We start from the raw sequence: 21,802 nt of genomic DNA, 5'->3' as shown, positions 1-21,802 counted from the left end.
CCTGGTTAAATGCGTCGATCCATTGCTGTAATACCTCTTTTGGTGTCATAATCTATATCGCTTGTAATGTGATATAATAATCTTCTCCCAAACCATTGAATAAACCGTCAGTTGACTTTATCATTTATTGGGTATCAGCCTTATTAATGTTATTTCACTACTTGTGCCAAGACGAACCGGTGCGAAGATCGTGCCTGTTCCTTCCGACACATGGATATCCATTGTTCCGTATTGATACAGTCCCCTGTTGTATCCAAACATGAGTTTTGCAATGAATGTAAAAGGGAATATCTGCCCTGCATGGGTATGTCCTGCCAATAAAAGATCTGCTCCTTTCCCTTGCATGTATTTCACTCCATCGGGGCGATGGTGAAGTACGATTGTCGGATCATCCTCTTTGATCTTCAGTTTATTCAGAACATCTTCTATCGTTTCCGAATCAGCAGTTGTATGCATATCAAAAGAATTACGGTCGGGAAGCATATTATTCAGTCCGATGATCTGCAATTCTTCGAAGTAGGCAATCTCATTCAAAAGAACTGTGGCGTTTGCCCTTTTCAACTGCATAACCACATCTTTCACTCCGACGTGTTCATCGTGGTTGCCATAAACAAAATAATGCGGCATATCCAATGTGCGGAATGCAGTCAATACGTCTTTTCCTTCGTCAAAATGCGTTCTGCCGTCGAACATATCACCTGTATTAAAGATCACATCGGGATCAAGCTCTTTTATCTTACGGACGATTTTATCTACTTCCTTTTTTCCTCGTAAATTGCCTAAATGAACATCGGTAATGTGGGCTGCCCGGATCTCCTGTGTCAATCCTTTGATAGGAATAGTGATTTCCTTTACCTTTATATTATAGGCATTCCATACACCATAAATGGTAAGTAATGAGGCCAGGCCTACTGAAAGAAATCCGCGAAGTTGGGACGGGAATTTGAAAAACAGGTTGAATATATCTGTGATTACAACTGATAACAATAGGAAAAGGAACATGGAGATCGCAATTCCTCCGAAAATGAATACGGCTTTGCCTATCGGATTAGCGGTCGTTGCAAATAGGGACATGCACAGAAAAACGATGATAAACAAAGTAACGAACCCCCATATCCATACTTTTTTAGGTATTGAGGGAAAAAACAATGCACATCTGTTGGACAGGTAGATAATAGCTCCTGTAACCAGGGTAAGAATTATGATTAAAAACAATATGGCGCCAATATATCTCATGATAGGTTTTTTTAATTCATGTTGCGGAACTCGACAGGGGTTTGTCCTGTTTTACTTTTAAACAAACGACTGAAATATTGCGGATATTCAAATCCAAGTGAATAAGCGATCTCATTGACTGAAAGTGTGGTTGTCGATAACAGGTCTTTTGCACGTTCGATCAGATAGGCATGGATATGTTGTTGTGTATTCATCCCTGTTAAATTGCGAAGGAGATCGCTCAGATAATGCGTGGACATGGCCAGCTCGGAAGCAATATCGTTTGCCGTAATCAATTTTTCTTTTTGATCTTCAAAATGTTGATGGAGTACAGATTGGAAGCGGGTCAGAATATCTGATTCCACACTGTTTCTTGTTCTGAACTGTCGTGTATAAAAGCGTTCTGCATAATTCAGAAGTACATCCAGTTGGGATACAATGATATCCTGACTGTGTTCATCGATACTCCGTTTATCTTCGCTTTCTATATTTTGCATTATGCCTTCGAGCAGCGACTGTTCGGTATCGGATATATGAAGGGCTTCGTTGGTTTCATACGAAAAGAACTTTAATTTATTGATTTTCGTTCCTAAAGGGTATTTGCGGATAAAATCAGGATGAAATGCCAGCATCCAGCCCCATGCTTCTGATTGTTCCTTTCCTTCATCCCATGAGTGTATCTGTCCCGGTGCAAAAAAGTTCATGGATCCTCTTGTGAAATCATACTCCCGCCAACCATATTTTGAAGTACAGTTCGTGCCGTCTTTTATTGCGATAGTGTACAAGTTAAGCTGAACCGGCTTGTTGAAAGGAACAAAATCCTTCACCTCCGCAATACGGCAGATACTGACCAGCGGATGATTGGCAGGCGGACAACCAAACCGCCGTGTGTACTCCTCGATCGTATTTATTTTTATTATTTGGCTGTCACCGATTTTCAATTCGTTTAATTCCATTTGTTTGAGGCTTTTTCGATACCCATAAAGATAGGGATAATTCCCCGTTTCATAAATAGGTCACTAAATAATAGGGTTTTGCCGTATCAATCTCCATCGCTGCTTATCAGAATCCTGTTCCGGCATAAGGACAATATCCGAATCGTTTTCGTCAGAAGTCGATGTCAGGTACAGTTCCGTGTCTTTCAGGCGTATCAGGTAGCTGTCGCCCGGTTGCTTTACAAACTCCCAATATTGTAAACGGCTTCCGCCCAATGTTTGTTGCCACAGGGTCACGCCCGCTGCCGGAACCGAAGAAGGCTGGAAGCTCTTCTGTGTGTACAGGTTCTTAAGTAAATATATATTATCTCCCAGTTCGATCAACTGCCATGTAATACACTCCCAATTATGATGACTGTACAGGATCATTTTTGTACCGTCGGAGTTTCCGGCATCACGTACCCGGATATCCTTGCCGTTTCCGATATTCTGTATCGCGTAGGTATTCGCATAATTGCGTTTCTTTTGGATGTCCTTATGTATTCGCGGGCCGAATATGACAGTCGGGATACTTATCAGGACAAGCAATATGATAAAGGCTGCTTTCATAAATAATCCTCCGTTACTTTTTTACAGTAATCCCAAACGATCTGTTCGTTTTCGACAGAATAATATTTGTCACTGGGTTTTTCTTCCCCTTTCGGGCCGAAATATTTGCCTGTAACACCTTCCAGTTTGAGGGATACAGCAGCTTCGATACTGCTTTTTGCTCCATTTGCGACGCTTATCGTCAATGGCTTCCAGAGGAAATAAATGATTTTTGTTCCCCAATCTTTTGTTGATACACGGCCCAGGCTTGTGTTTACGGAACCGGGATGCACCGAATTGAATGTGATACTATTGATGCCTGCTTTTTTCATTTCAGTAATGAAATGACGCATTACCCAGATAATATATAATTTCGATAAGCCGTATGCCCTCGACATGGAATAATGGTCTTTTAGTTCTATGTCATCCGGATATGGTTTCCCGCTCATTTTGTGTGCAGCCGACGAAACAGTTACGACCCTTGCGGAAGGGCTTTTTTTGAGTAAGTCGAGTAAAAGTGTTGTCAAAAGGAACGGAGCGAACACATTGATCATCATCGTTTTTTCGTGTCCATCGCCTGTGGTTTCCCTTTTGCCACCAAACTGAGCTCCTGCATTATTGATGAGTACGTCCAGGTGGTCGTATTTCTTTTTAATGGTGTCTGCAAAACGTTTTATTTCGGCAAGTGACAGAAAATCGGCTGTGAACATATCTATGTTGTTATTGCCTGTTTCTCTCCTGATCTCATCATAAACAGCCTGCATTTTATGTTTGTTGCGGCCATGAAGGATCATTGTATGTCCTTGTTTGGCGAGCGTTTTTGCGGTTTCTTTCCCGATTCCATCAGAGGCTCCTGTGATTAAGATTATTTTATGTTCCATTTTACCCTTGATTTGATGTTTGTACAAAGGTACGGGGAGGTAGTGTCCTGAGAGCTATACAAAACGGAGTTAGTTCTATACAAAACGGGGATACTTAATCTATCGCAGCATCTCCACAAAAATACCCTGTTTGTTGTAGCGTCGTTGTTACGAGGTGTTAAAAGCGAGTCTCCGGACTTGCCGGTATAATCACTACTTTTTTACTCATCTAATGGATTTATTTTTGTTTTGTATATAGAGGCACATAACATTTCACCTTTTCGATGACTTTACAAAAGTAGAACGGTGTTATACCGTCGATTTTGGCAAAAGACATAAAATCAACTTTTTACGTGCAGATGACCATCAGGATGTTTCTCATAATCCGGCTATTTTGGATAACTTTTATAGATATAAAGTCATTATTTTTGCTTTATAATAACTAAATAGAAGAGTATGATGGATATACGTTTGGAAGAGCATAAGTCATTTGTGGTCTGTGGATATAGCGTTTTAACCGATCTCGAAAATGGCGACCGGGATGTTGGTAAATTATGGTCCGGTCACAAAGAGGAACTGCAGGGTTTATCCGGAAAATCATCCGGTCTTTATGGGGTTATGTGGTACACAGACGATACCCATAAACAATATTTTTATATGCTGGCCGTCATGATCGATCATATGGAAAAGGACCATGCGGGCAGCAATATCCAACGCCTGGAAATCCCAGAAGGTTTATATGCGGTAGCTTCTCTTCCGGATGGAGCCGATTTGGGAGAAGCGTGGACGGAATTTTATTTTAAGGAATTACCTGCACGCAGGTTAGAAACAGATCATCAGCACGGAATATTTTTCGAATGGTATTCGGCAAATGGCGGAGTAGAGCTGTGGAATCCGGTAAAACATATCTAACATGTTTTATCTGTATACCCTGCTTTTTCAGCAGATCGGTTTCGGCTTCGCCGCTGATATAACCGAATTGCCTGAACCATTGAATGACAAAGTCTGTATTTTGCATGAATGATCACATGATAATGATGTGCAAATTTATCATTTATATGAGATCAACGAGGGTACCCGCCTGTTAATTTTATTGTTACGATTCTTCACAGGCAAAGTGGCAAAACCGGTTCTTGTTGTGTCGTTTTGGTTACTTTGTCCGCAGTACGATCGCGAGAGACAATGGATGGTTAAGCGGCTTCTAAATATGAAATTTTAACCCGTCCAATGCTTTATTGACCTTTTTACTTTCTCCATACAGGATCATTCCGACCAATATCTGATCATTATCACTTGCCTTTGAGATCTCTACATGATTTTCTTCTTCACATTTTGTCGAGAATAAAGGTTCGGTATAGATTCCTATAGCCAGATCCCGCTCTTTCGCTCTCCTGAAAGCACGATTGATTTCCTCGCCGGAATTAGCGGCATATATCATCATCGGATGCCTACTGAAAGGCAGGAAAGTCGAATTTGAAGCATTCACGAATTTTTTCCCGTGGGTTTCTGGGAACTGTATGGCAACAGAACTTGCCAAACAGGCCGTAACATTCAGCTTTTGCCAATCTTTCAGATCATTCTTAATGATAATGGCGATTTTATTCTCGTATATCATAGGTTATTCGTTTAATATCAACTCCATTTGTATGTTACACCTTTTATAGGGGGTAGTGTGCCCGGCTATTTTTTTGAAACCCAGTTTCAGGTATAACTGTATGGCAGGCTTTAAAAGAGTGTTACTTTCCAGATAGATTTTCTTTGCACCCGACTCTTTTGCTTTTTCTATCACGGCTTTTCCAAGCAGATAGCCGATATTCAATCCCCTTAGCCTGGAATTAACAGCCATTTTTGCCAATTCGTAATCATAATTGCCGTCGTTCATTTTGATCAATGCGCAGGTGCCCACTGGCTCATCCTTATAAATGGCAATAAATATCATCCCGCCACTCCCCAGGATATACTCATCCGGATCATCGAGGGCTTTATGGTCGGCTTCTTCCATTTCAAAGTGGGTAGTGATCCAGTCCTCATTCAGTTCCTTGAACACCTGGCGGTATTTGGGTTCGTACGGGACTATTTTTACATTCCTGCTTTCCCGTGCCTTTCGCTCATCTTCCACCCGTTTCAGCAGCGGCCTTTCGGACAGGAGGAATTCCCACTCTTCAATCGCCTTCCACAGGTTATTCCGTGTCTGTTGTAAGATATTGTCAATGGCAGCCTTTACATCAGCGTACTGATCCGGCATTTTTTGTGCGATCTCTTTGCCTTTTGGGGACAGTTCCACCATATTCCGCCTGCCGTCCGCCTTGTCTTTCTTTTCTTTTACAAGTCCTTTGGAAGACATTTCACGGATAATGTTGCTGACCGACGGATGCGAATGTCCGATCTCCTTTGCCAGTGCGGTGATGGTTCTTGGCTCCCCGTCCGACAAAGCAAAAAATACAGGGAACCATTTCGCCTTTATATCGGCGCCGTATAACCGATAGATCGATGCTGCATCTTCGGTGATCGTGTCGGACAGCATGCGAAGCCTGCTTCCCATTGCCAATGTACCTGTTTTATTGAAAAAATCCATATTGTTTTGTATTAAAGATTGCTGTAATCAGATACCTGTTGAAGAAAACAAAATGTCTCAATAGCTTTCTTCTTGGGCAGGAAATTTCATATTTTTTATATCATGGATATAGTTTTGGGTAGCTTCAGTCATCACGGTATGGAGGTCCGCATACCGGCGAAGGAATTTGGGTGAAAACTCCCTGTTCATGCCCATCATATCATGGATCACAAGCACCTGTCCATCGGCGCCTGCTCCTGCCCCGATACCGATCGTAGGGATCTTTAGTTTACCGGAAATTTCGGTGGCAAGTGCAGCCGGAATTTTTTCGAGCAGTATGCCGAAAGCCCCGGTTGCTTCCATCAACAGGCAATCGTCGATCAGCTTTTCCGCTTCTTTTTCATCCTTTCCGCGGACGGCGTAAGTGCCGTATTTATTGATCGACTGAGGCATTAATCCCAGATGGGACATGACCGGAATACCTGCATCGATGATTTTTTTCACATCTTCCCGGATTTCTTTTCCGCCTTCTACCTTTACAGCATCCGCTCCTGTCTCTTTCATGATCCTGATGGCTGCATCAAGGGATTTCAGGGGATTTCCCGAACAGGTGCCGAACGGCATATCTACGATCACCAGCGCTCTTTTGGCCGCATTGACGACCGATCGTGCATGGTATATCATCTGGTCGAGCGTGATAGGTAAGGTCGTATGATTGCCTATCATTGTGTTGGAAGCAGAATCGCCTACAATGATCGCATCGATACCGGCTTCATCTATGATTTTAGTCATGGTGTAATCGTAGGCGGTCAATACGCTGATTTTTTCGCCTCTCTGCTTCATCTCCCATAATCTGTGGGTGGTAACTTTTCTTTTATCTTCCGTATAAGTGGACATGGTTCATTTGATTTTAAATTACATTGCAAAAATACGTAATCAATTACGTATTTTAAAACAAATAATAAAAATATTGATTTTATTCATCCTTCATCACACCATTCGATAAACCCAGAAACGTTGAACTTTAAACCACGAAGGTGTCAGTGAAGTTAATTCTGAACCTTTTCCATAAGTAATATAACCGTCCGGGAATGATAGTTCCATACTTTTCTTTTGTATCTTGCAGGGGATTTGATCATCATGAAAAAAATCAAATTATACATAGCAGCCTCCATAGACGGATATATCGCACGGGAAGATGGCGATCTGGACTGGTTGATGAAATATCCCGTAGATTCCGAAACAAACTACGGATATGATGATTTCTTTGCATCCATCGATACGATTATCATGGGTGGCCGGACATACCGGGATATCCTTGGGATGGGTCCTGTATGGCCTTATAAGGATAAAACCACTTTTGTGATCACACGTAATCCGGTTAAGGCGGAAGAAGATATTCATTTTATCCATGAACGTATCATGGATAAAATCGGCCAACTTCGCGAAAAGGAAGGGAAGGATATCTGGCTTGTCGGCGGCGGAGAGATCATAGCTATGTTACAGGATCATGGAATGATCGATGAAATAACGATCACTTATATTCCGGTAACCCTCGGAAAAGGGATCAGGTTATTCCCGGCTTCTTCCGGAGCATGGGAATGGAATCTGGATAACAAGACCAGTTATAATAACGGAGTGACTCAGGTAATTTACCGTCTCAAAAAATGAGCGATTTATTAACATTAAGACCTGTTGAAGACAGCGATATCCCGCAATTGACCATCTGGCTGAACAAGGAATACATCCTGAAATGGTACCATGATGCCGGTGAGTGGCTGCATGAGATCAGGGAAAGAAACGGCAGTTTCAGTTTCCTGAACCATTTTATGATTTTGAAAGGCAGTACACCGGTTGGTTTCGGGCAGTATTACGACTGTTTTGATGCACAGGAAGAATGGTATTCCATTGACCGGCCGCATGCGGTTTTCAGTATTGATTACCTTATCGGTGAAGAAGAACATCTTGGGAAGGGTTATGGTAAAGAGATCGTGTCCATGCTCATAAAAGAAATTTACCGGCTGTCGCCAAACGCTGAAATCATAGTACAACCCGACAATGAAAATATTACTTCCTGTAAAGTCCTTTTGGCAAACGGATTGATTTATGATGAGGATAAAGGTTATTTCCTGTTAAAAAAAAACATATGAACATCACCCTGTTATTTTATATCCTGAATGCAACACTTTTATTATTGCATGAAATAGAATCGGCCTATGAGGAAGAATGGGAGATACTGAAACTGCCCGGAAAAATAACCGGATTCCTTCTGATGCATGTTCCCATTATCCTCCTTTTTTTCTGGGGAGTGATCGAATTATACCAGCAAACTACCGCAGGGATGGTTATAGGAATTATCACAGGTCTTGGCGGATTGATCCCGTTTGTTGTCCATAAAATTTTGGTAAAAAGGGCCGGTTATTTCAACAGACCGATCTCTGAAATGATCATCATATTAAATGTGATCACTGGAATAGGAACGGTGATATGCTCGGTCAAACTAATATAGTTACCTATTGTTGACATGCTATGCTAATAAATACCTATGTGGAACTACCGCACCGCAATAATGTCAATATTTCCTTTAAATCTGTGATGACCCTCGATTCCTTATTCAACAGATCGTAGCTGTTATGCCCGCCCGAATACAGGATGTAATTTATTCCGATAGCTTTCGCTACTTCCGCATCATGTAGGGTATCACCAATCAATAAGGTACGTTCCGGATCGATAGAATGATTTTGTATTAGTATTTTACCGGTCTCTGTCTTTCCATGGGCGTGGATATCATCGGCTCCGTATATTTCCTGGAATTTCCCCGCCAGATCGAAACGGTTGATCATCCTCATCAGGTCTTCTTTTCCGCAGGCCGACAGGATATATTGCCTGATCCCTTTTTGGTGAAAGGCATCCAGGACAAAAGAGGCATTTGCATTCAGACCGATTTCATCTTCACAGGACCGGTAGTCCGATATATATTCTTCGGCAGCCTCCCCAAAAGACTCTTTTTCTAAATCAATGCCGATCTGTTCGTAAAATAATTTTACAGGAAAACAGAAAGTGTTTTTATATGAAGCCAGATACAGTTGTTTTAATCCTCTTCGGGAAAGCATCCGGTTGATTACTTTCAAATTTACATCAACATCATTGAGGAGTGTACCATTCCAGTCCCACAGGATGTTCTCTGTTTCTTTGAATTTTATTGGAAAATTTTTGTCCGGATTGTTCACTTGAATGCTTTTTACTCCACAAAGATAGCAGATAAAAGGAAGTGTCTTGCTCTGATTCCGTTAAATCAGGAGAATAAACCGAGCTTAAAATGAACATTTAAATTGGAATACTCTATCACTGATCAACATATTTAAAATAATCGGAACATTATTTGATAGTAAATATTTTAAGATCACAGAAGATCATTCAATCAGAATTATCAACAATTGCAACATTCTAGTTATTAGTGTATTAATTTACATGGATATGTGTATGGCAGAGAAACTGAACAGAAAAAATATAGAAAGACCCCAGGTAATAGTACGCAAATTCATTGCTGACATTACTAAATACCGTTACCTGTTGTTACTAAAGGGAGTTGAAATATCAGGCGCCGGCTCATGAAGAGCCTGAAAATAACTATACAAAATTTTAATTATATCCGGTCAATGAACAAAACAGTAACTATCGAAGAAAAAAATATCATCATGCCTGTGCTTTTTATCGGACACGGCACTCCTATGAATGCAATCGAAGACAATGTGTTTTCGCAAAAATGGAAAGAATTAGGTAAAGCTTTACCTAAACCGAAAGCCATATTATGTATTTCCGCACATTGGGAAACCAGAGGGTCAATGACAACAGCTATGGATAAACCTGAGACCATCCATGACTTCGGAGGCTTTCCCGAAGAATTGTATTGGCAGCAATATCCGGCGGATGGTTCTCCTGCTTTGGCCGATACGATCCGGGACAGGATAAGAATGTTCGAGATCGGAAAAGATTATCGTTGGGGACTGGATCACGGAAGCTGGTGTTTCCTGAAACATATGTATCCCGATGCGGATGTTCCGGTTATGCAGTTAAGTATCGACAATACAAAAGATATGCAATGCCATTATGACCTGGGCCAGGAATTGGCATTTCTGCGCCATAGGGGAGTATTGATCGCTGGAAGCGGGAATATGGTACATAATCTGTGGCTGGCCCGTCCTTCTGAAAAGGGTTTTAACAATGAATTCGGTTATGAATGGGCTGAAAAACTAAATCTCATCATGAAAGAAAGAATTCTTTCAGGCGATCATTCATCTCTGGTAAATCATCGTAGCCTTTCTGAAGATGCAAACTTAGGAATTCCTTCCGGGGAACATTACATCCCGCTGATATATGCCTTGGCTCTACAGGAAAAGGGAGAGCCGATAGAGATATTTAATGACAAAATAGTAGCAGGTTCATTATCGATGACCTCGCTCATAATTGGCAATTATAAAAATCAAGGGTGAAAAGTAAACGAATTGTTGAGGTCTTAAGATCCATATTCTGACTATTTATTGAATTATTCTTTTGTGCATAAGTAATCATGATTAGCAACAACAATGTAACGGTAATCACTACTCTTTTCACCTTCTATCTGCATTGCAAATTTCGGTCAATGATTATCTGATACCGGGAATCATTCAGGTATGATATCCGGCACCCATTTCCATTTTCACAAACGTCGAAGGTGGATACTTTTTTACAAGTACTGATAAATGAATCTGTATACCTCTTTTTTGATAGATATAGTATCTTTGTAAAAAACACCATTGATATGTATGAAAAGAAAATACCTCTTGATCTCGAATGTGGTATTAAGATTACCATGGAAGTGATCGGAGGGAAATGGAAATCCTGTATTTTAGAAGCCCTGGACAAAAGACCAATGCGTCCCAGTGAGTTGCACAGGAATTTTACAGATGCAAGTTCCCGCGTAATCGACCAGCAACTAAAAGAATTGGAATTTCACGGAATGATCAAAAAAATAATTTTCGCCGAATTGCCCCCACATTCGGAATATTCAATTACTGAAAAAGGGAAAACTTTACTTCCGGTTATTGCGGTTTTGCGTGAGTGGGGAGAAAGCTTTAAGGAAGAAATGAAGGAATTGCTTCATATATGAATGCCGGCTCAATCTTGTCAAGAATATCCGATAATGCATGAGCCTTCCACACATTAGTATAATTAATGAATCATAAGAATATGAATAGAAAGAATGATCTTCCCCCCCACCGGGATATTAACATTTTGCCGCGGTAAAAATGAAATATAAACTCCACATTATGTGGTGATGATGCCGGATGGTGTTGTATAATTTATATCCAACTTAAAAATAGTCATATTAAAAGTCTTGCCCGGTGAGGGCCGGAAGATAAATCTATATAAAAATAATGGAAAAGCAATCAGATACGATCACTTGGGACGATTTCGCTAAGATCGATATGCGTGTGGGTACTATTGTTAGCGCGGAAATATTTGGAGAGGCACGGAAACCTGCCTATAAGATAACGGTAGATTTTGGAGAACTGGGACAACGTAAAAGTTCGGCGCAAATAACTAAACTTTATGTTCCTGACGACCTTATCGGGCGGCAGGTAATATGTGTGGTAAATTTCCCTAAGAAACAAATTGCCACCTTAATGAGTGAATGCCTGATTATGGGCGTTGTGGATGGTGATGTGGTGACACTGTTGTCTCCAGAAAGGAAAGTAGGGAATGGGTTGAAAATCGGATAATAGTATCCGGAAAAAAGTAATTCAAGGCAGCTTTGGTGCTGCCTTTTTTAAATGTGTATTCCTTTCGCTTACGAACTATTTTATCTGTTTTCCATGTAATAGTAGTATCGTACCTTAATTCCAGGCCTGAATCATTATAATTTGTATGTATTTGTCCTTGTTACATATCGTTTAATCAATTTATTAAGAAACCCTATCTTTGCCAGTCTTAAATCAAATGAATATGATACCAGCCCTGATCGGCTCTGCTCTTTTCGGCCTGATTGTGATCCTATATATTTTGCTTGTTTTTGGAGCGCCTCTCGGTGAATATGCCATGGGCGGACGTCATCGTGTGATGCCCCTCAAAAGCCGTATCACAACCGCTATAGCTGTTTTGGTACAGCTGTCGGGTATTGCTGTGTTACTCCATGGAGGTGGTATTGTTGATACCGGATTACCGGGAAATGTGGTTAAAGTTGGCTGCTATGTCTTTGCTGTTTATCTCTCCCTGAATGTATTCATGAACATTGTTTCAAAAAGTAAAAAAGAAAAACTGTTTATGACGCCTTTGTCTTTTATTGTTGCAGTTTGTTTCTGGATGGTTGCCTCAGGGTTATAAATAAAACAGTTTTCCGGCTATATGTCCCGATTGCATCACATTGTTGATTAGTCATCAGGCAAACATATCTCCTCCATCTCCCGGATGCTATTACAAAAAATGGTACTTTTTTAATACTTTTGCAGCATTAAAAGGAAATTTGATATGAAGAAGATATTTTGTTTTATTCTTTCGGCCTTGTTGATAAATGGCTTGATGTCATGTAATAAAAGTGATGATTCCGAAAAACGGGATTCGGATTTTGATGTGCCGGAACTTACCGCCTCTAATACCATTCAATTCACGGTCAATACAAAAGCAAATGATTATGCGTATGTCATCCTGAACGGTGGGAAGATCGCCGTTGACTGGGGTGATAGAGAGGTTACCAAAGATAAAAACCCGGGTAATGGTGAACCCTGGCGTATGGAATTTACCCATGTTTATAAAAAAGCGGGGGAATATCGTGTAAAGATATGGACCGATGAAATTACTTTTATAAACCTCTATTCACTGATCAAGGAATATTACGACCTTCATGTGGGTAACTGTCCCGAATTAAAAGATGCAGTATTCAACAGTTTTTCAAGAGACCAATCAATCAACCTCAATGGCTGCAAAAAACTTGAAACCCTGAACCTGGGCAACTGGGAACAATTGGGATCAGTTGTCCTGGACGAATGCCTACTGCTGGAAAAACTCCAGGTATACACCCATCCGGGACTGACCGGGATAGATCTGAGTAAAAATAACAACCTGCATTCATTGGAAATCACAGACTGCGGCATAGAAGAACTGAAACTGCCGAAAAGCATCGTTAATGCCAGCTGCATGAGGAACAATCTGAAATCTTTAGTCATACAGGATAATAAGAATCTGAGTATAATTAATTGTAATGGTAATGAAGAATTGGTAGTCTTGGATCTTACAGGTTGTGATAACCTGACTTACATCGGATTTTCAAAGACAAAAATTGATTTATTCGATTTTTCAATATTCCCGGAGCTGACTTTTATTGATTGCAGCAACTCCGGATTGATAACTGTCGATGTGTCCGGAAACAACAAGTTGGGAAATTTATCCTGTTCAGGCCTGGATCTTGAATCACTCAATATAACGAACAATACCAGCCTGTTGGCACTTAATTGTGGAGGCAATAACCTGACAGGATTGGACGTTTCAAAAAATACAGGAATCAGGTACCTGTACATCAACAACAACGAATTCGAAAAAGAGAGCCTGGAAGAAATATTCAAGGATCTTCCCGTATTTGATCCGTCATTGAAAAAGAGTAACATGCCGTCTCCACAACCTTCGGAAATAAAGATATATGACAACCCCGGAACAGCGGAATGTGATACAAAAATCATCACCGATAAAGGATGGATAATTAAAAGTAAAGAAGGACAAGCAGCAGAGTGAGAAAGAAAAACGAACTACCGGAAGTTTGAATAATGATGCCTGAATGAATAACTTAAGGTATTAAAGTGCTCATCAAAAGATATTTTAAGGTGTCTTTTCTTTCCACATTTTCCCTGTCAAATGCCAGGACTTTTAGAAAGCGAAGTAAACAATGGATAACGATTTGGAATTGAGCGAAACTCTTCGTTTTGCTTCGTCGTTATTTCAAGTGATGATACACGAGTAGGATAGGAGTAGTCAAAGCCAATCATATGTTTGGTAATGCATGTCTAGATTAAAGAGTATTATTTAAAGTTTTTAAAATTCTATTCAGGCTTCTGATATCAATGCCTAAATATGCAGCCATATCAGTTTTTGGTAATTTAATATTTTGCTTTTCTTGTAATAGCAATAATTTGGATACTCCATGTTTTATACTATATAACTGCTGAAAAGAAGCTCTGGTACTTGTATTTATAATACGCCTTGCTAGTTCGTCGATCAATAATTGGTTGAATTCCGGACTTTTATTCATCATGGACTTAAAATAAGCAATAGAAAAGCTATATACCTCCACATTGGTAAGAGCTTCTATATTACATAAGCAGGGAGTCCCTCGTATAGCTTCAATCTCTCCGATTATTTCTCCTTTCCCTAAGAATTCGAATATAAAATCTTTTCCGTTTTCTTCACTAAAGAAACACTTTACGAAACCATCTCTTATAATGATGACTTTGTTATTTTGATTATTTTGTTCAAAAATAAACTCTCCTTTAGGATATGTTCTTAGAACAACATCCCTCCCGTTTTGCTCTTCATATAGCCGCTCAATGTATGATAAAAAATTAATATTTATTCGTAACATATTTATGTTTCCGGGACAATTGTCCTTGTTTTCGAAGGGCTCTTCAATATATCTTTACACATGTAAGATACAAAGATATAATGATTTTTAATCTTAAAACACATAGGTCAATATGAAAAACAAAATAGAATTCGTTGCTTTTGATGCGGATGATACCCTTTGGGTTAATGAGATTTACTTTGATGAGTTCGAAGCAAAATTTTGTGCTCTTATCGAAAAATATCTGCCAGCTCATCAGGCATCAAGAGATTTATTTGAAACAGAGATGAAGAATCTTCATTTATATGGTTATGGCATAAAAGGAATAATGCTTTGTATGATTGAATTGATTTGTAAAGTGGTTAATGAAAAAGACTCTTCCGGTTGTGTTTTGGAAATAATTCAATTAGGGCAGGACTTATTACAGAAACCAGTTGATCTATTGGATGGGGTTGAAGAAGTGTTAGTAGAACTAAGCAAAAAATACAAACTGATCTTAGCCACTAAAGGTGATTTGTTAGACCAGCAACGGAAAATACAGTTATCGGGTTTAAAAAAATATTTTCATCACATTGAAATTATGAGCAATAAAAGATGTTCGGATTATTCAAAGTTGATCAAACAACAGGGATGTAGGCCTGATAATTTCCTGATGTTGGGAAATTCCCTGAAGTCCGATATTATTCCTGTCCTTGAATTGGGGGCGTATGCAATACATATACCCTATCACACTACATGGAAACACGAACAGTGCGACCAAAATATTGAGCATCCGAATTTTATTAAACTCGAGAATATTACTGAAATACTGGATCATTTATAACATAAATACGCGATTAAAGGAATTGAGCTGGAATCAAAAAAGATACTATTATTTCTTTAAGGATTTTGAAAAGTCATTTTAGGGGATCACTGTAAATTGAAGTACACCCCAAAAGTTAGACACAAATTTTGGGGTGTACTTTAATTTTTGTAAGGCCTTTTTGCAAATGATCATGGTAAATTATTGCCAGGCAATTCGGGAATATGATTATGCGCCTGTTTTTATCACCTGCCTTTCAATCATCCGGGCAAATAAACCGTTTCTTTTTTTCAGCTCTTCCGGGGTACCGGCTTCAGCAACGCTTCCATTATCCAGTACGACAATCTTATCTGCATTGGCCACCGTTCTCATGCGATGAGCAATGATCAGTACAGTTTTATTTCGGACTAATTCGGAGATACCGGCCTGTATTTTGGTCTCGTTTTCTACGTCGAGAGAAGCAGTGGCTTCATCCAGTAGAACTATGGGGGCATCTTTTAGTAATGCGCGGGCAATGGAAACACGTTGGCGCTCACCTCCTGAAAGTGTTTCTCCGTTTTCTCCGATAATGGTCTGGTAGCCTTGAGGCATTTTATGTACAAACTCATCGCATTGGGCCATCCGGGCGGCAAGCATTACCTCATCATCTGTTGCACCGCGTTTCCCAATACGGATATTGTCCATAATGGTAGCATTAAAAAGGACTACATTCTGAAAAACAACAGCGTAGTTTTCAAGCAGGGTCTCGGGATCAATCTGGCTGATATCCTGTCCTCCGAGTAGGATTTTTCCCGATTGGATATCCCAGAAACGTGCAGCCAGTTTTGCGGCAGTACTTTTCCCGCTTCCTGAAGGTCCTACCAAAGCGGTGATCTCACCTTGCCTGGCGACGAACGATACGTCTTTTAAAACCTGTTTTCCTGATTCGTAAGAAAAATCTACATGATTGAATGCTATATGATAATCATCAGGTGAAAAGTCGGTTTTCCCTTGCTGGATTGGAAGTGCTTCCATTTCTCTCATCCGTTTGATGCGGACATCGAGATAAACAAGCACGGCGATATTGCTCATTACTTCACCTACAGGGACATAGACACGCGATCCGATGACCATGAATATCAGGTAAGTGAATAAATCGACACTTCCGGAAGCCAGTAATGTAGCTCCGGCAATAATAACGCTGGCCAAACCCAATTTGAGGATACTTTGTGCTCCATTTACAAATATGCCTGTCAATAATTCTCCCTTTGTTTGTGTCTTTTCGTATTGTTTGATCTTTTGTTTTAACCTTTTAAGGTAGTCCTCTTCCTGGTTGTATGATTTGATCTCCTGAATTGTTTCAAGTCCTTCCTGTATCTGTTCGGTTACATGACGCTTGTCCTGGTAATTGCCACTGAAATCCCGGCTCATTCTTTTCTTTGACAGGAGAATAATGACCAATGCAACAGGAACCACCCAAAAGAGGGCCAGTGTTAATTGCCAGTTATAAAAAAGCATACCTAAGGCAATTAAAATAATACTTATCACGGAGGCAAAAAGTTGGGGTACTGAGTGTGAAAATTCATGCTCCAGATCAGTACAATCCTGCATAATGGTAGTAGTGAGGTCGGATAGATTCTTCTCTCCGAAAAAGGCTAAAGGCAGCTTACGCAGCTTCTCGGCAAGCGAAATCCTGCGGTTGGCGCTTTCATCATATACGGTGGTATATGTGCTGCGATATTGCACAACGGCAATGATATACATAACGAGCATGAACACAATGCCAAGTAATAGATAATATCTAACACCGTGCGTTACAGATGTCGAAGGATCGAAGACAGGACGAAGATAATCATCGAGGAAAAGGAACGCGAAAACTGCCGGTAGCATCAGTGCTATATCGAGCAGTGCAGTAAATAACGTTCCTTTACAGAAATCTTTAGCACCCTTAGCCGAGAGTGCAAACCGGTTTTGAATTGTTTTAAGCATGATTGACCTCCTTTCCTATTGTCCAGCGAACAGACTGCTGGTACTCGTTCCACATATTGTAATAAATTCCTTGTTGGTGAAGCAATTCTTTGTGTGTACCCTGTTCTGCAATTTTGCCCTTATCGATAACAAGGATATTGTCTGCATCGATAATACTCGTCAGGCGGTGGGCAATCATCAGTACGGTTTTCCCTTTTGTTAATCTGCCTAATGCCTGATGTATCAGATGTTCATTTTCCGGATCCGCAAAGGCAGTGGCCTCATCCAGTACCACAATAGGCGCATTCTTCAGGATAGCCCGCGCCAGTACTATACGTTGCTGCTCTCCTCCTGAGAGATAAGTTCCTTCTGTTCCGATTTTGGTATTCAACCCTAAGGGTTGCTTGTCGATAATCTCACGGCATTGCGCCATTTCCACTGCCTGTTCCACTTCTGCCGGCGTTGCATCGGGATTACCGTATTTAATATTTTCGAGCAGGGTGGTTTTAAATAACTTGGTATTCTGGAAAACAAAAGAAACATGTTTCATCAACTCTTTAAGATATATATCCTTCACATTGATACCTCCTATCATCACCTGCCCTTCGTTCACTTCCCAAAAACGGGGAACAAGCCTGGCGATGGTAGTTTTTCCGCTTCCCGAAGCCCCGACCAGTGCCACGGTTTTTCCCTGAGGAATAAAAAAACTGATATCGTCTATTGCTTTTTGTGTTGTTTCTGGATAACTGAAAGATACCTTATCAAAGCGAATATCAAATTGTTTCAGTTGTATCGGATTTTCTGATTCAGGAAAAAGGTCAAAATCGGTGAGCTTTTCTAGCCTTACGATAGCTTCTTTTGCCTGTCCTAATGCCTGATCCAGATACATGCTCCTCATGATACTCTGTGAAAAGACAGGAGTGATAAGGACAAACAGGAAGAAATTAAGTAAAACAGGTGCATAGTCTCCTGTATTTCCGATCAACAATATAGATATAGGTGCCAGCACATATACAAAAGAATTGACGATAACCGTATAGGCCGACATCGGTTTTTCCCACATTCTTGTGTAGTTATATACCATTTTATTGTAATTCATGATGCTTTTGTGGAAGTTTTTGAATGAGAAAATTGTTTGCTGGAATACTTTTACCACAGGAATTCCTCTTACATACTCCACAGCCTCAGTATTCATCTCCTCAAGTGAAGTCATATAGCTTTTCATAAATTTCTGTTCTTTTGCACCCATTGTTATACTCATGATCAGTATGGATGCTATGACAGGAATGAGGCATGCAAGGCCGAGCCGCCAGTCGTAAACAAAAATAAGTACTGCAGCCACAAGAGGGATCAGTATGGTTGCCGCCAGATCAGGTAATTGATGTGCCAGAAAACTATGGGTGACACCGGCATTGTCATCAATAATCTTACGGATGCGCCCACTGGTGTTTTTATCGAAAAAACCAAGAGGCATCCGCACGATTTTTTGCATGGCTTCATACCGTAAATTGGATTCTACCCTGAAAGCAGCGAGGTGTGAACACATCAGTGCCGCAAAGTAAAGGAGAAGGCTAACAATGGCCGAACCGGCCGCCCACCAGGCATAGGTTGTAATATTACCGGACGAAGATATATCTTCCGTGTTGAACAATTCTTTTACGATAAACCAAATCAGGACGAATGGCAGCATACCTGCCAATGCACTAATGGCAGACAATAGCATCGACAACGGAAAAAGTAATTTCCGTTTACCAGCATATTGCCTGAGCTTTTTTAATGTATTCATGTTGGTGTGTTGATTAATTTAAATATTCATATTGTATAAAAATTCATTCAATAGCGAACAATGTCTTGTTTTGTTCAAAAAAAGAAGGGAGGTTTTCTTTGCCTCCCTTTATAATCCTGTTAATTCGCGCCATCCTGCTATCTCAAATTTGAAATATTCCCCGAAAAACTCCCGGATCTTTTGCCGGCTTAAATTGTGGATAACGATTTCCCCAACTGTGCTTACCATGAATGCGCATAAGGCATGAATAAAGAAAGGAGAAATATGCCTGACTTTCGGATAGTGTTTCTTTATGATATCCATATGTTTAAGTGATACTTGGGTTAAATATTCGGTAAATGTTTCCCTGAAATTTTTCATGGATGAACCTTCCGAATGGTAAAGTAAAAGACGGAGTTCGTCTTTATATTTCATCAACAGCTGTATGTATACTTCGGTGGTTTCTTCCTGATAATGAAATGTGGACATTTTATTGAAATCTATATTTTCTTCGGTATGCTGTTGTTCAACGAATCTAAAAATATTGTCTTTGGCTGGTTTTACAATAGCCAGGAATATCTCGTCTTTATTTTTAAAATAATTATAGATATTGCTTAAACTGACGTGTGCATTTTTAGCAATATCACGCATGGATGTATCTTTAAACCCCTTCCTGATAAACTCATTTCGGGCAGATTTCAGGATAGCCTGATATATATCATCTTTTAGTACCCTCATACATTGGAGAACAATGTTCTTTATTGAAGGTACAAAATAAATTTCCTTTTTCAGCTTGCACAATACCTATTTATGGGGATTTTTTCAGATCAGAAATAGCTAATATAAGTTATCATCAGGAAACATATAGCTTATTATTATCGAATCATAATATTATGGAAAAACAAAGTATTTTTTTGACCATTAATATTGGCATAAATGATCCGGACCCTATTGCTGATTTTATGGAAGTAAGTTCGGATAATGATACAATCGCATGAAAGATAGTGGTTTCTGAAGAAATGAAATGATGCTAACTATACTGTTACAAATAATACAGGGATGGGGGATATGGATTTTGAAAAAATACCTTTATCTTTGCACCCGAAATTTTATACACCCTTTTATGTATTGTGTCTCCGCGTAAATACCATGTTACGAGTCCGCATCTCTAAGACTTGAGGTGCCAACGATACCGGACAAGTTTTAAAACATCCTTGTCGATCAGGAATTCGGTACGTTGTCGGAATATGGAAAATCTCAGTTTTTAATTTATTTTTTATCAACTGTATATTGGCCTGTCGGTTTACTGATGGCTGATATCGTAATATTATTTGAGATGATGATTTACCCGGATAATTTTGAACAAAAAACAGGACTCGACACGGTACGCCGGTTCATTACAGAAAAATGTTTATGTCCGCTCGGAGAAGAACAAGTCGCCCAAATGAGCTTCTCAACGGATTATGCCACCATTGCAGAGTGGCTGGAACAAACAAGCGAGTTTTCGCAGATCATATACAACAAAGAGGAATTTCCTGCTGATTTCTTCCTGGACGTCCGTGATGCTGTACGGCGAATAGAAAAAGACGTTACAAGCTGGTTTTCAGAAGAGGAGATTTCAGATATGATGAATTCCCTTCAGACAATCAGTAATATATCCACCTTCCTGCATCATGCGAAAACCGATACGGGAAAAACCCGGTATCCTGCACTCGTTTCCATGGCGGATAGAATAAAATCCTTTCCTTCGATCATTGAAAAGGCCAATTCCATACTGGATAAATCCTGCCAGGTGAAAGACAACGCTTCGCACCGGCTCGCGGATATCCGCAGGGATAAACTGGAAGCAACCAAAGCTGTTACACGCAATATGCAAACAGCAGTGCGCGATGCACAAAAAGCGGGATTTATCGGAAGGGATACCCAGCTGAGTATGCGCGACGGGCGGATGATGATCCCTGTCGGTGCCGCCAATAAACGGAAGATCAAAGGAACAGTTCACGAAGGTTCCGGCAGCGGCAAGACCGTTTATATCGAACCCGAAGCAGTTGTGGAGGCAAATAACCGTCTTCAGGAACTGGAAGCCGACGAACGCCGTGAGGTGATAAAGATACTGGTCGGATTTACAGACCTTGTCCGTCCGCATATAGCAGATATCATGCGCTCATATCATTTTATGGGCGAAATCGACTTTATTCGTGCCAAGGCATCATTTGCGGTGCGTATCAATGGTATCAAACCGGTATTTGAAGATAAACAACAGATTGAATGGATACAGGCGGTACATCCGCTGCTGAATATCCAGTTGCGGCAGCAGAACAAACAGGCATATCCTCTGGATATCAGCCTTAATGAAATAGACAGGTTGCTGATCGTTTCGGGGGCGAATGCCGGAGGAAAATCACTTTGCCTGAAAACAGTGGCATTGCTGCAATATATGTTGCAGTGCGGACTTCTGATACCTGTACATGAAAATTCCAGATCTGGCATATTCGAACATATTTTTGTAGATATAGGCGATGGGCAAAGTATAGAAAACAGCCTTAGTA

The 21,802-nt window shown here is 40.3% G+C and carries 23 protein-coding genes; 11 read left to right on the top strand and 12 right to left on the bottom strand.

The window, feature by feature from the left end; genetic code table 11:
* Positions 1 to 120 precede the first annotated feature (120 nt).
* The 4 genes from LBQ60_13215 to LBQ60_13200 form a co-directional block, all read right to left on the bottom strand.
* Positions 121 to 1,236 (bottom strand): metallophosphoesterase, encoded by a 1,116-nt coding sequence (locus tag LBQ60_13215; GenBank protein ID MDR2038876.1) that lies wholly within the window; start codon positions 1,234 to 1,236, stop codon positions 121 to 123.
* 11 nt (positions 1,237 to 1,247) lie between these two features.
* On the bottom strand, positions 1,248 to 2,171 hold the full coding sequence (locus LBQ60_13210; protein MDR2038875.1) for a helix-turn-helix transcriptional regulator: 924 nt from the start codon (positions 2,169 to 2,171) through the stop codon (positions 1,248 to 1,250).
* Between the two features lie 63 nt (positions 2,172 to 2,234).
* Positions 2,235 to 2,759, bottom strand: coding sequence for an RICIN domain-containing protein (locus tag LBQ60_13205; protein MDR2038874.1), 525 nt, complete (start codon positions 2,757 to 2,759; stop codon positions 2,235 to 2,237).
* Positions 2,756 to 3,619, bottom strand: a complete 864-nt coding sequence (locus LBQ60_13200; protein MDR2038873.1) for an SDR family NAD(P)-dependent oxidoreductase — start codon at positions 3,617 to 3,619, stop codon at positions 2,756 to 2,758. Before LBQ60_13200 ends, LBQ60_13205 begins: the two co-directional genes overlap by 4 nt.
* A 435-nt stretch (positions 3,620 to 4,054) precedes the next feature.
* Between LBQ60_13200 and LBQ60_13195 the strand changes: the two genes are divergently transcribed.
* Entirely contained in the window at positions 4,055 to 4,510 is a 456-nt protein-coding gene (locus LBQ60_13195) for a GyrI-like domain-containing protein (GenBank protein ID MDR2038872.1), read from the top strand.
* Between the two features lie 289 nt (positions 4,511 to 4,799).
* Here the strand turns inward: LBQ60_13195 and LBQ60_13190 are convergent, their stop codons facing one another.
* From LBQ60_13190 to panB, 3 genes are read right to left on the bottom strand one after another with little or no spacing between them, the layout of a single operon-like run.
* A complete protein-coding gene (locus tag LBQ60_13190) occupies positions 4,800 to 5,213 on the bottom strand; it encodes a DUF2000 domain-containing protein (GenBank protein ID MDR2038871.1) in 414 nt (137 codons plus the stop codon).
* Between the two features lie 3 nt (positions 5,214 to 5,216).
* Positions 5,217 to 6,173 (bottom strand): GNAT family N-acetyltransferase, encoded by a 957-nt coding sequence (locus LBQ60_13185; GenBank protein ID MDR2038870.1) that lies wholly within the window; start codon positions 6,171 to 6,173, stop codon positions 5,217 to 5,219.
* Positions 6,174 to 6,230: 57 nt separating this feature from the next.
* Positions 6,231 to 7,049 (bottom strand): 3-methyl-2-oxobutanoate hydroxymethyltransferase, encoded by an 819-nt coding sequence (panB, locus tag LBQ60_13180; GenBank protein MDR2038869.1) that lies wholly within the window; start codon positions 7,047 to 7,049, stop codon positions 6,231 to 6,233.
* A 243-nt stretch (positions 7,050 to 7,292) separates the two neighbouring features.
* Here panB and LBQ60_13175 point away from each other — a divergent pair, with 243 nt between their 5' ends.
* From LBQ60_13175 to LBQ60_13165, 3 genes are read left to right on the top strand one after another with little or no spacing between them, the layout of a single operon-like run.
* On the top strand, positions 7,293 to 7,823 hold the full coding sequence (locus LBQ60_13175; GenBank protein ID MDR2038868.1) for a dihydrofolate reductase family protein: 531 nt from the start codon (positions 7,293 to 7,295) through the stop codon (positions 7,821 to 7,823).
* Complete coding sequence (locus tag LBQ60_13170; GenBank protein ID MDR2038867.1) at positions 7,820 to 8,302, top strand: GNAT family N-acetyltransferase; 483 nt, start codon at positions 7,820 to 7,822, stop codon at positions 8,300 to 8,302. Before LBQ60_13175 ends, LBQ60_13170 begins: the two co-directional genes overlap by 4 nt.
* Positions 8,299 to 8,661, top strand: a complete 363-nt coding sequence (locus tag LBQ60_13165; protein ID MDR2038866.1) for a hypothetical protein — start codon at positions 8,299 to 8,301, stop codon at positions 8,659 to 8,661. Before LBQ60_13170 ends, LBQ60_13165 begins: the two co-directional genes overlap by 4 nt.
* Before the next feature lie 34 nt (positions 8,662 to 8,695).
* On the opposite strand, the gene LBQ60_13160 is transcribed toward LBQ60_13165, so the two are convergent.
* Positions 8,696 to 9,382 carry an HAD family hydrolase gene (locus tag LBQ60_13160; GenBank protein ID MDR2038865.1) on the bottom strand — a complete coding sequence of 229 codons (687 nt, stop codon included), beginning with the start codon at positions 9,380 to 9,382 and terminating at the stop codon, positions 8,696 to 8,698.
* A gap of 429 nt (positions 9,383 to 9,811) precedes the next feature.
* Here LBQ60_13160 and ygiD point away from each other — a divergent pair, with 429 nt between their 5' ends.
* The 5 genes from ygiD (at position 9,812) to LBQ60_13135 (ending at position 13,916) form a co-directional block, all read left to right on the top strand.
* Positions 9,812 to 10,645, top strand: coding sequence for a 4,5-DOPA dioxygenase extradiol (gene ygiD, locus LBQ60_13155; protein ID MDR2038864.1), 834 nt, complete (start codon positions 9,812 to 9,814; stop codon positions 10,643 to 10,645).
* A 308-nt stretch (positions 10,646 to 10,953) separates the two neighbouring features.
* On the top strand, positions 10,954 to 11,301 hold the full coding sequence (locus tag LBQ60_13150; protein ID MDR2038863.1) for a helix-turn-helix transcriptional regulator: 348 nt from the start codon (positions 10,954 to 10,956) through the stop codon (positions 11,299 to 11,301).
* A 268-nt stretch (positions 11,302 to 11,569) separates the two neighbouring features.
* On the top strand, positions 11,570 to 11,914 hold the full coding sequence (locus LBQ60_13145) for a tRNA-binding protein (protein MDR2038862.1): 345 nt from the start codon (positions 11,570 to 11,572) through the stop codon (positions 11,912 to 11,914).
* 217 nt (positions 11,915 to 12,131) lie between these two features.
* Positions 12,132 to 12,515 (top strand): hypothetical protein, encoded by a 384-nt coding sequence (locus LBQ60_13140; GenBank protein ID MDR2038861.1) that lies wholly within the window; start codon positions 12,132 to 12,134, stop codon positions 12,513 to 12,515.
* A 144-nt stretch (positions 12,516 to 12,659) separates the two neighbouring features.
* Positions 12,660 to 13,916, top strand: coding sequence for a hypothetical protein (locus tag LBQ60_13135; GenBank protein MDR2038860.1), 1,257 nt, complete (start codon positions 12,660 to 12,662; stop codon positions 13,914 to 13,916).
* A gap of 274 nt (positions 13,917 to 14,190) precedes the next feature.
* Here LBQ60_13135 and LBQ60_13130 read toward each other — a convergent pair whose 3' ends face one another.
* Positions 14,191 to 14,760 carry a Crp/Fnr family transcriptional regulator gene (locus LBQ60_13130; GenBank protein MDR2038859.1) on the bottom strand — a complete coding sequence of 190 codons (570 nt, stop codon included), beginning with the start codon at positions 14,758 to 14,760 and terminating at the stop codon, positions 14,191 to 14,193.
* Positions 14,761 to 14,872: 112 nt separating this feature from the next.
* On the opposite strand from LBQ60_13130, the gene LBQ60_13125 reads away from it, so the two are divergent.
* The gene (locus LBQ60_13125; protein ID MDR2038858.1) at positions 14,873 to 15,562 is read left to right on the top strand and encodes an HAD family hydrolase; all 690 of its coding nucleotides are present in this window, start codon (positions 14,873 to 14,875) and stop codon (positions 15,560 to 15,562) included.
* A gap of 207 nt (positions 15,563 to 15,769) precedes the next feature.
* Here the strand turns inward: LBQ60_13125 and LBQ60_13120 are convergent, their stop codons facing one another.
* The 3 genes from LBQ60_13120 to LBQ60_13110 all read right to left on the bottom strand — a co-directional run bounded on the left by LBQ60_13120 (position 15,770) and on the right by LBQ60_13110 (position 19,991).
* Positions 15,770 to 17,509: an ABC transporter ATP-binding protein/permease gene (locus LBQ60_13120; protein MDR2038857.1), complete on the bottom strand. Its 1,740-nt coding sequence runs from the start codon at positions 17,507 to 17,509 to the stop codon at positions 15,770 to 15,772.
* Positions 17,502 to 19,274: an ABC transporter ATP-binding protein/permease gene (locus tag LBQ60_13115; GenBank protein MDR2038856.1), complete on the bottom strand. Its 1,773-nt coding sequence runs from the start codon at positions 19,272 to 19,274 to the stop codon at positions 17,502 to 17,504. The genes LBQ60_13120 and LBQ60_13115 overlap by 8 nt, the downstream gene beginning before the upstream one ends.
* A gap of 108 nt (positions 19,275 to 19,382) precedes the next feature.
* Entirely contained in the window at positions 19,383 to 19,991 is a 609-nt protein-coding gene (locus tag LBQ60_13110) for a TetR/AcrR family transcriptional regulator (GenBank protein MDR2038855.1), read from the bottom strand.
* 571 nt (positions 19,992 to 20,562) lie between these two features.
* Here LBQ60_13110 and LBQ60_13105 point away from each other — a divergent pair.
* A partial coding sequence (locus tag LBQ60_13105; GenBank protein ID MDR2038854.1) for a DNA mismatch repair protein MutS occupies positions 20,563 to 21,802 on the top strand: 1,240 nt, incomplete at its 3' end.

It is taken from the genome of Bacteroidales bacterium (genome assembly GCA_031275285.1).
In the GTDB taxonomy this organism is placed as follows: Bacteria; Bacteroidota; Bacteroidia; order Bacteroidales; family UBA4181; genus JAIRLS01.
Note: the sequence above shows the minus strand (reverse complement) of the source record. Positions and strands in the feature narration are given on the sequence as shown.

Bases quoted from the DNA above. Each gene is read 5' to 3' on its own strand.
- LBQ60_13215 (MDR2038876.1), bottom strand. From the start codon at position 1,236: ATGAGATATATTGGCGCCATATTGTTTTTAATCATAATTCTTACCCTG.
- LBQ60_13210 (MDR2038875.1), bottom strand. From the start codon at position 2,171: ATGGAATTAAACGAATTGAAAATCGGTGACAGCCAAATAATAAAAATA.
- LBQ60_13205 (MDR2038874.1), bottom strand. From the start codon at position 2,759: ATGAAAGCAGCCTTTATCATATTGCTTGTCCTGATAAGTATCCCGACT.
- LBQ60_13200 (MDR2038873.1), bottom strand. From the start codon at position 3,619: ATGGAACATAAAATAATCTTAATCACAGGAGCCTCTGATGGAATCGGG.
- LBQ60_13195 (MDR2038872.1), top strand. From the start codon at position 4,055: ATGATGGATATACGTTTGGAAGAGCATAAGTCATTTGTGGTCTGTGGA.
- LBQ60_13190 (MDR2038871.1), bottom strand. From the start codon at position 5,213: ATGATATACGAGAATAAAATCGCCATTATCATTAAGAATGATCTGAAA.
- LBQ60_13185 (MDR2038870.1), bottom strand. From the start codon at position 6,173: ATGGATTTTTTCAATAAAACAGGTACATTGGCAATGGGAAGCAGGCTT.
- panB (MDR2038869.1), bottom strand. From the start codon at position 7,049: ATGTCCACTTATACGGAAGATAAAAGAAAAGTTACCACCCACAGATTA.
- LBQ60_13175 (MDR2038868.1), top strand. From the start codon at position 7,293: ATGAAAAAAATCAAATTATACATAGCAGCCTCCATAGACGGATATATC.
- LBQ60_13170 (MDR2038867.1), top strand. From the start codon at position 7,820: ATGAGCGATTTATTAACATTAAGACCTGTTGAAGACAGCGATATCCCG.
- LBQ60_13165 (MDR2038866.1), top strand. From the start codon at position 8,299: ATGAACATCACCCTGTTATTTTATATCCTGAATGCAACACTTTTATTA.
- ygiD (MDR2038864.1), top strand. From the start codon at position 9,812: ATGAACAAAACAGTAACTATCGAAGAAAAAAATATCATCATGCCTGTG.
- LBQ60_13150 (MDR2038863.1), top strand. From the start codon at position 10,954: ATGTATGAAAAGAAAATACCTCTTGATCTCGAATGTGGTATTAAGATT.
- LBQ60_13145 (MDR2038862.1), top strand. From the start codon at position 11,570: ATGGAAAAGCAATCAGATACGATCACTTGGGACGATTTCGCTAAGATC.
- LBQ60_13140 (MDR2038861.1), top strand. From the start codon at position 12,132: ATGAATATGATACCAGCCCTGATCGGCTCTGCTCTTTTCGGCCTGATT.
- LBQ60_13135 (MDR2038860.1), top strand. From the start codon at position 12,660: ATGAAGAAGATATTTTGTTTTATTCTTTCGGCCTTGTTGATAAATGGC.
- LBQ60_13130 (MDR2038859.1), bottom strand. From the start codon at position 14,760: ATGTTACGAATAAATATTAATTTTTTATCATACATTGAGCGGCTATAT.
- LBQ60_13125 (MDR2038858.1), top strand. From the start codon at position 14,873: ATGAAAAACAAAATAGAATTCGTTGCTTTTGATGCGGATGATACCCTT.
- LBQ60_13120 (MDR2038857.1), bottom strand. From the start codon at position 17,509: ATGCTTAAAACAATTCAAAACCGGTTTGCACTCTCGGCTAAGGGTGCT.
- LBQ60_13115 (MDR2038856.1), bottom strand. From the start codon at position 19,274: ATGAATACATTAAAAAAGCTCAGGCAATATGCTGGTAAACGGAAATTA.
- LBQ60_13110 (MDR2038855.1), bottom strand. From the start codon at position 19,991: ATGAGGGTACTAAAAGATGATATATATCAGGCTATCCTGAAATCTGCC.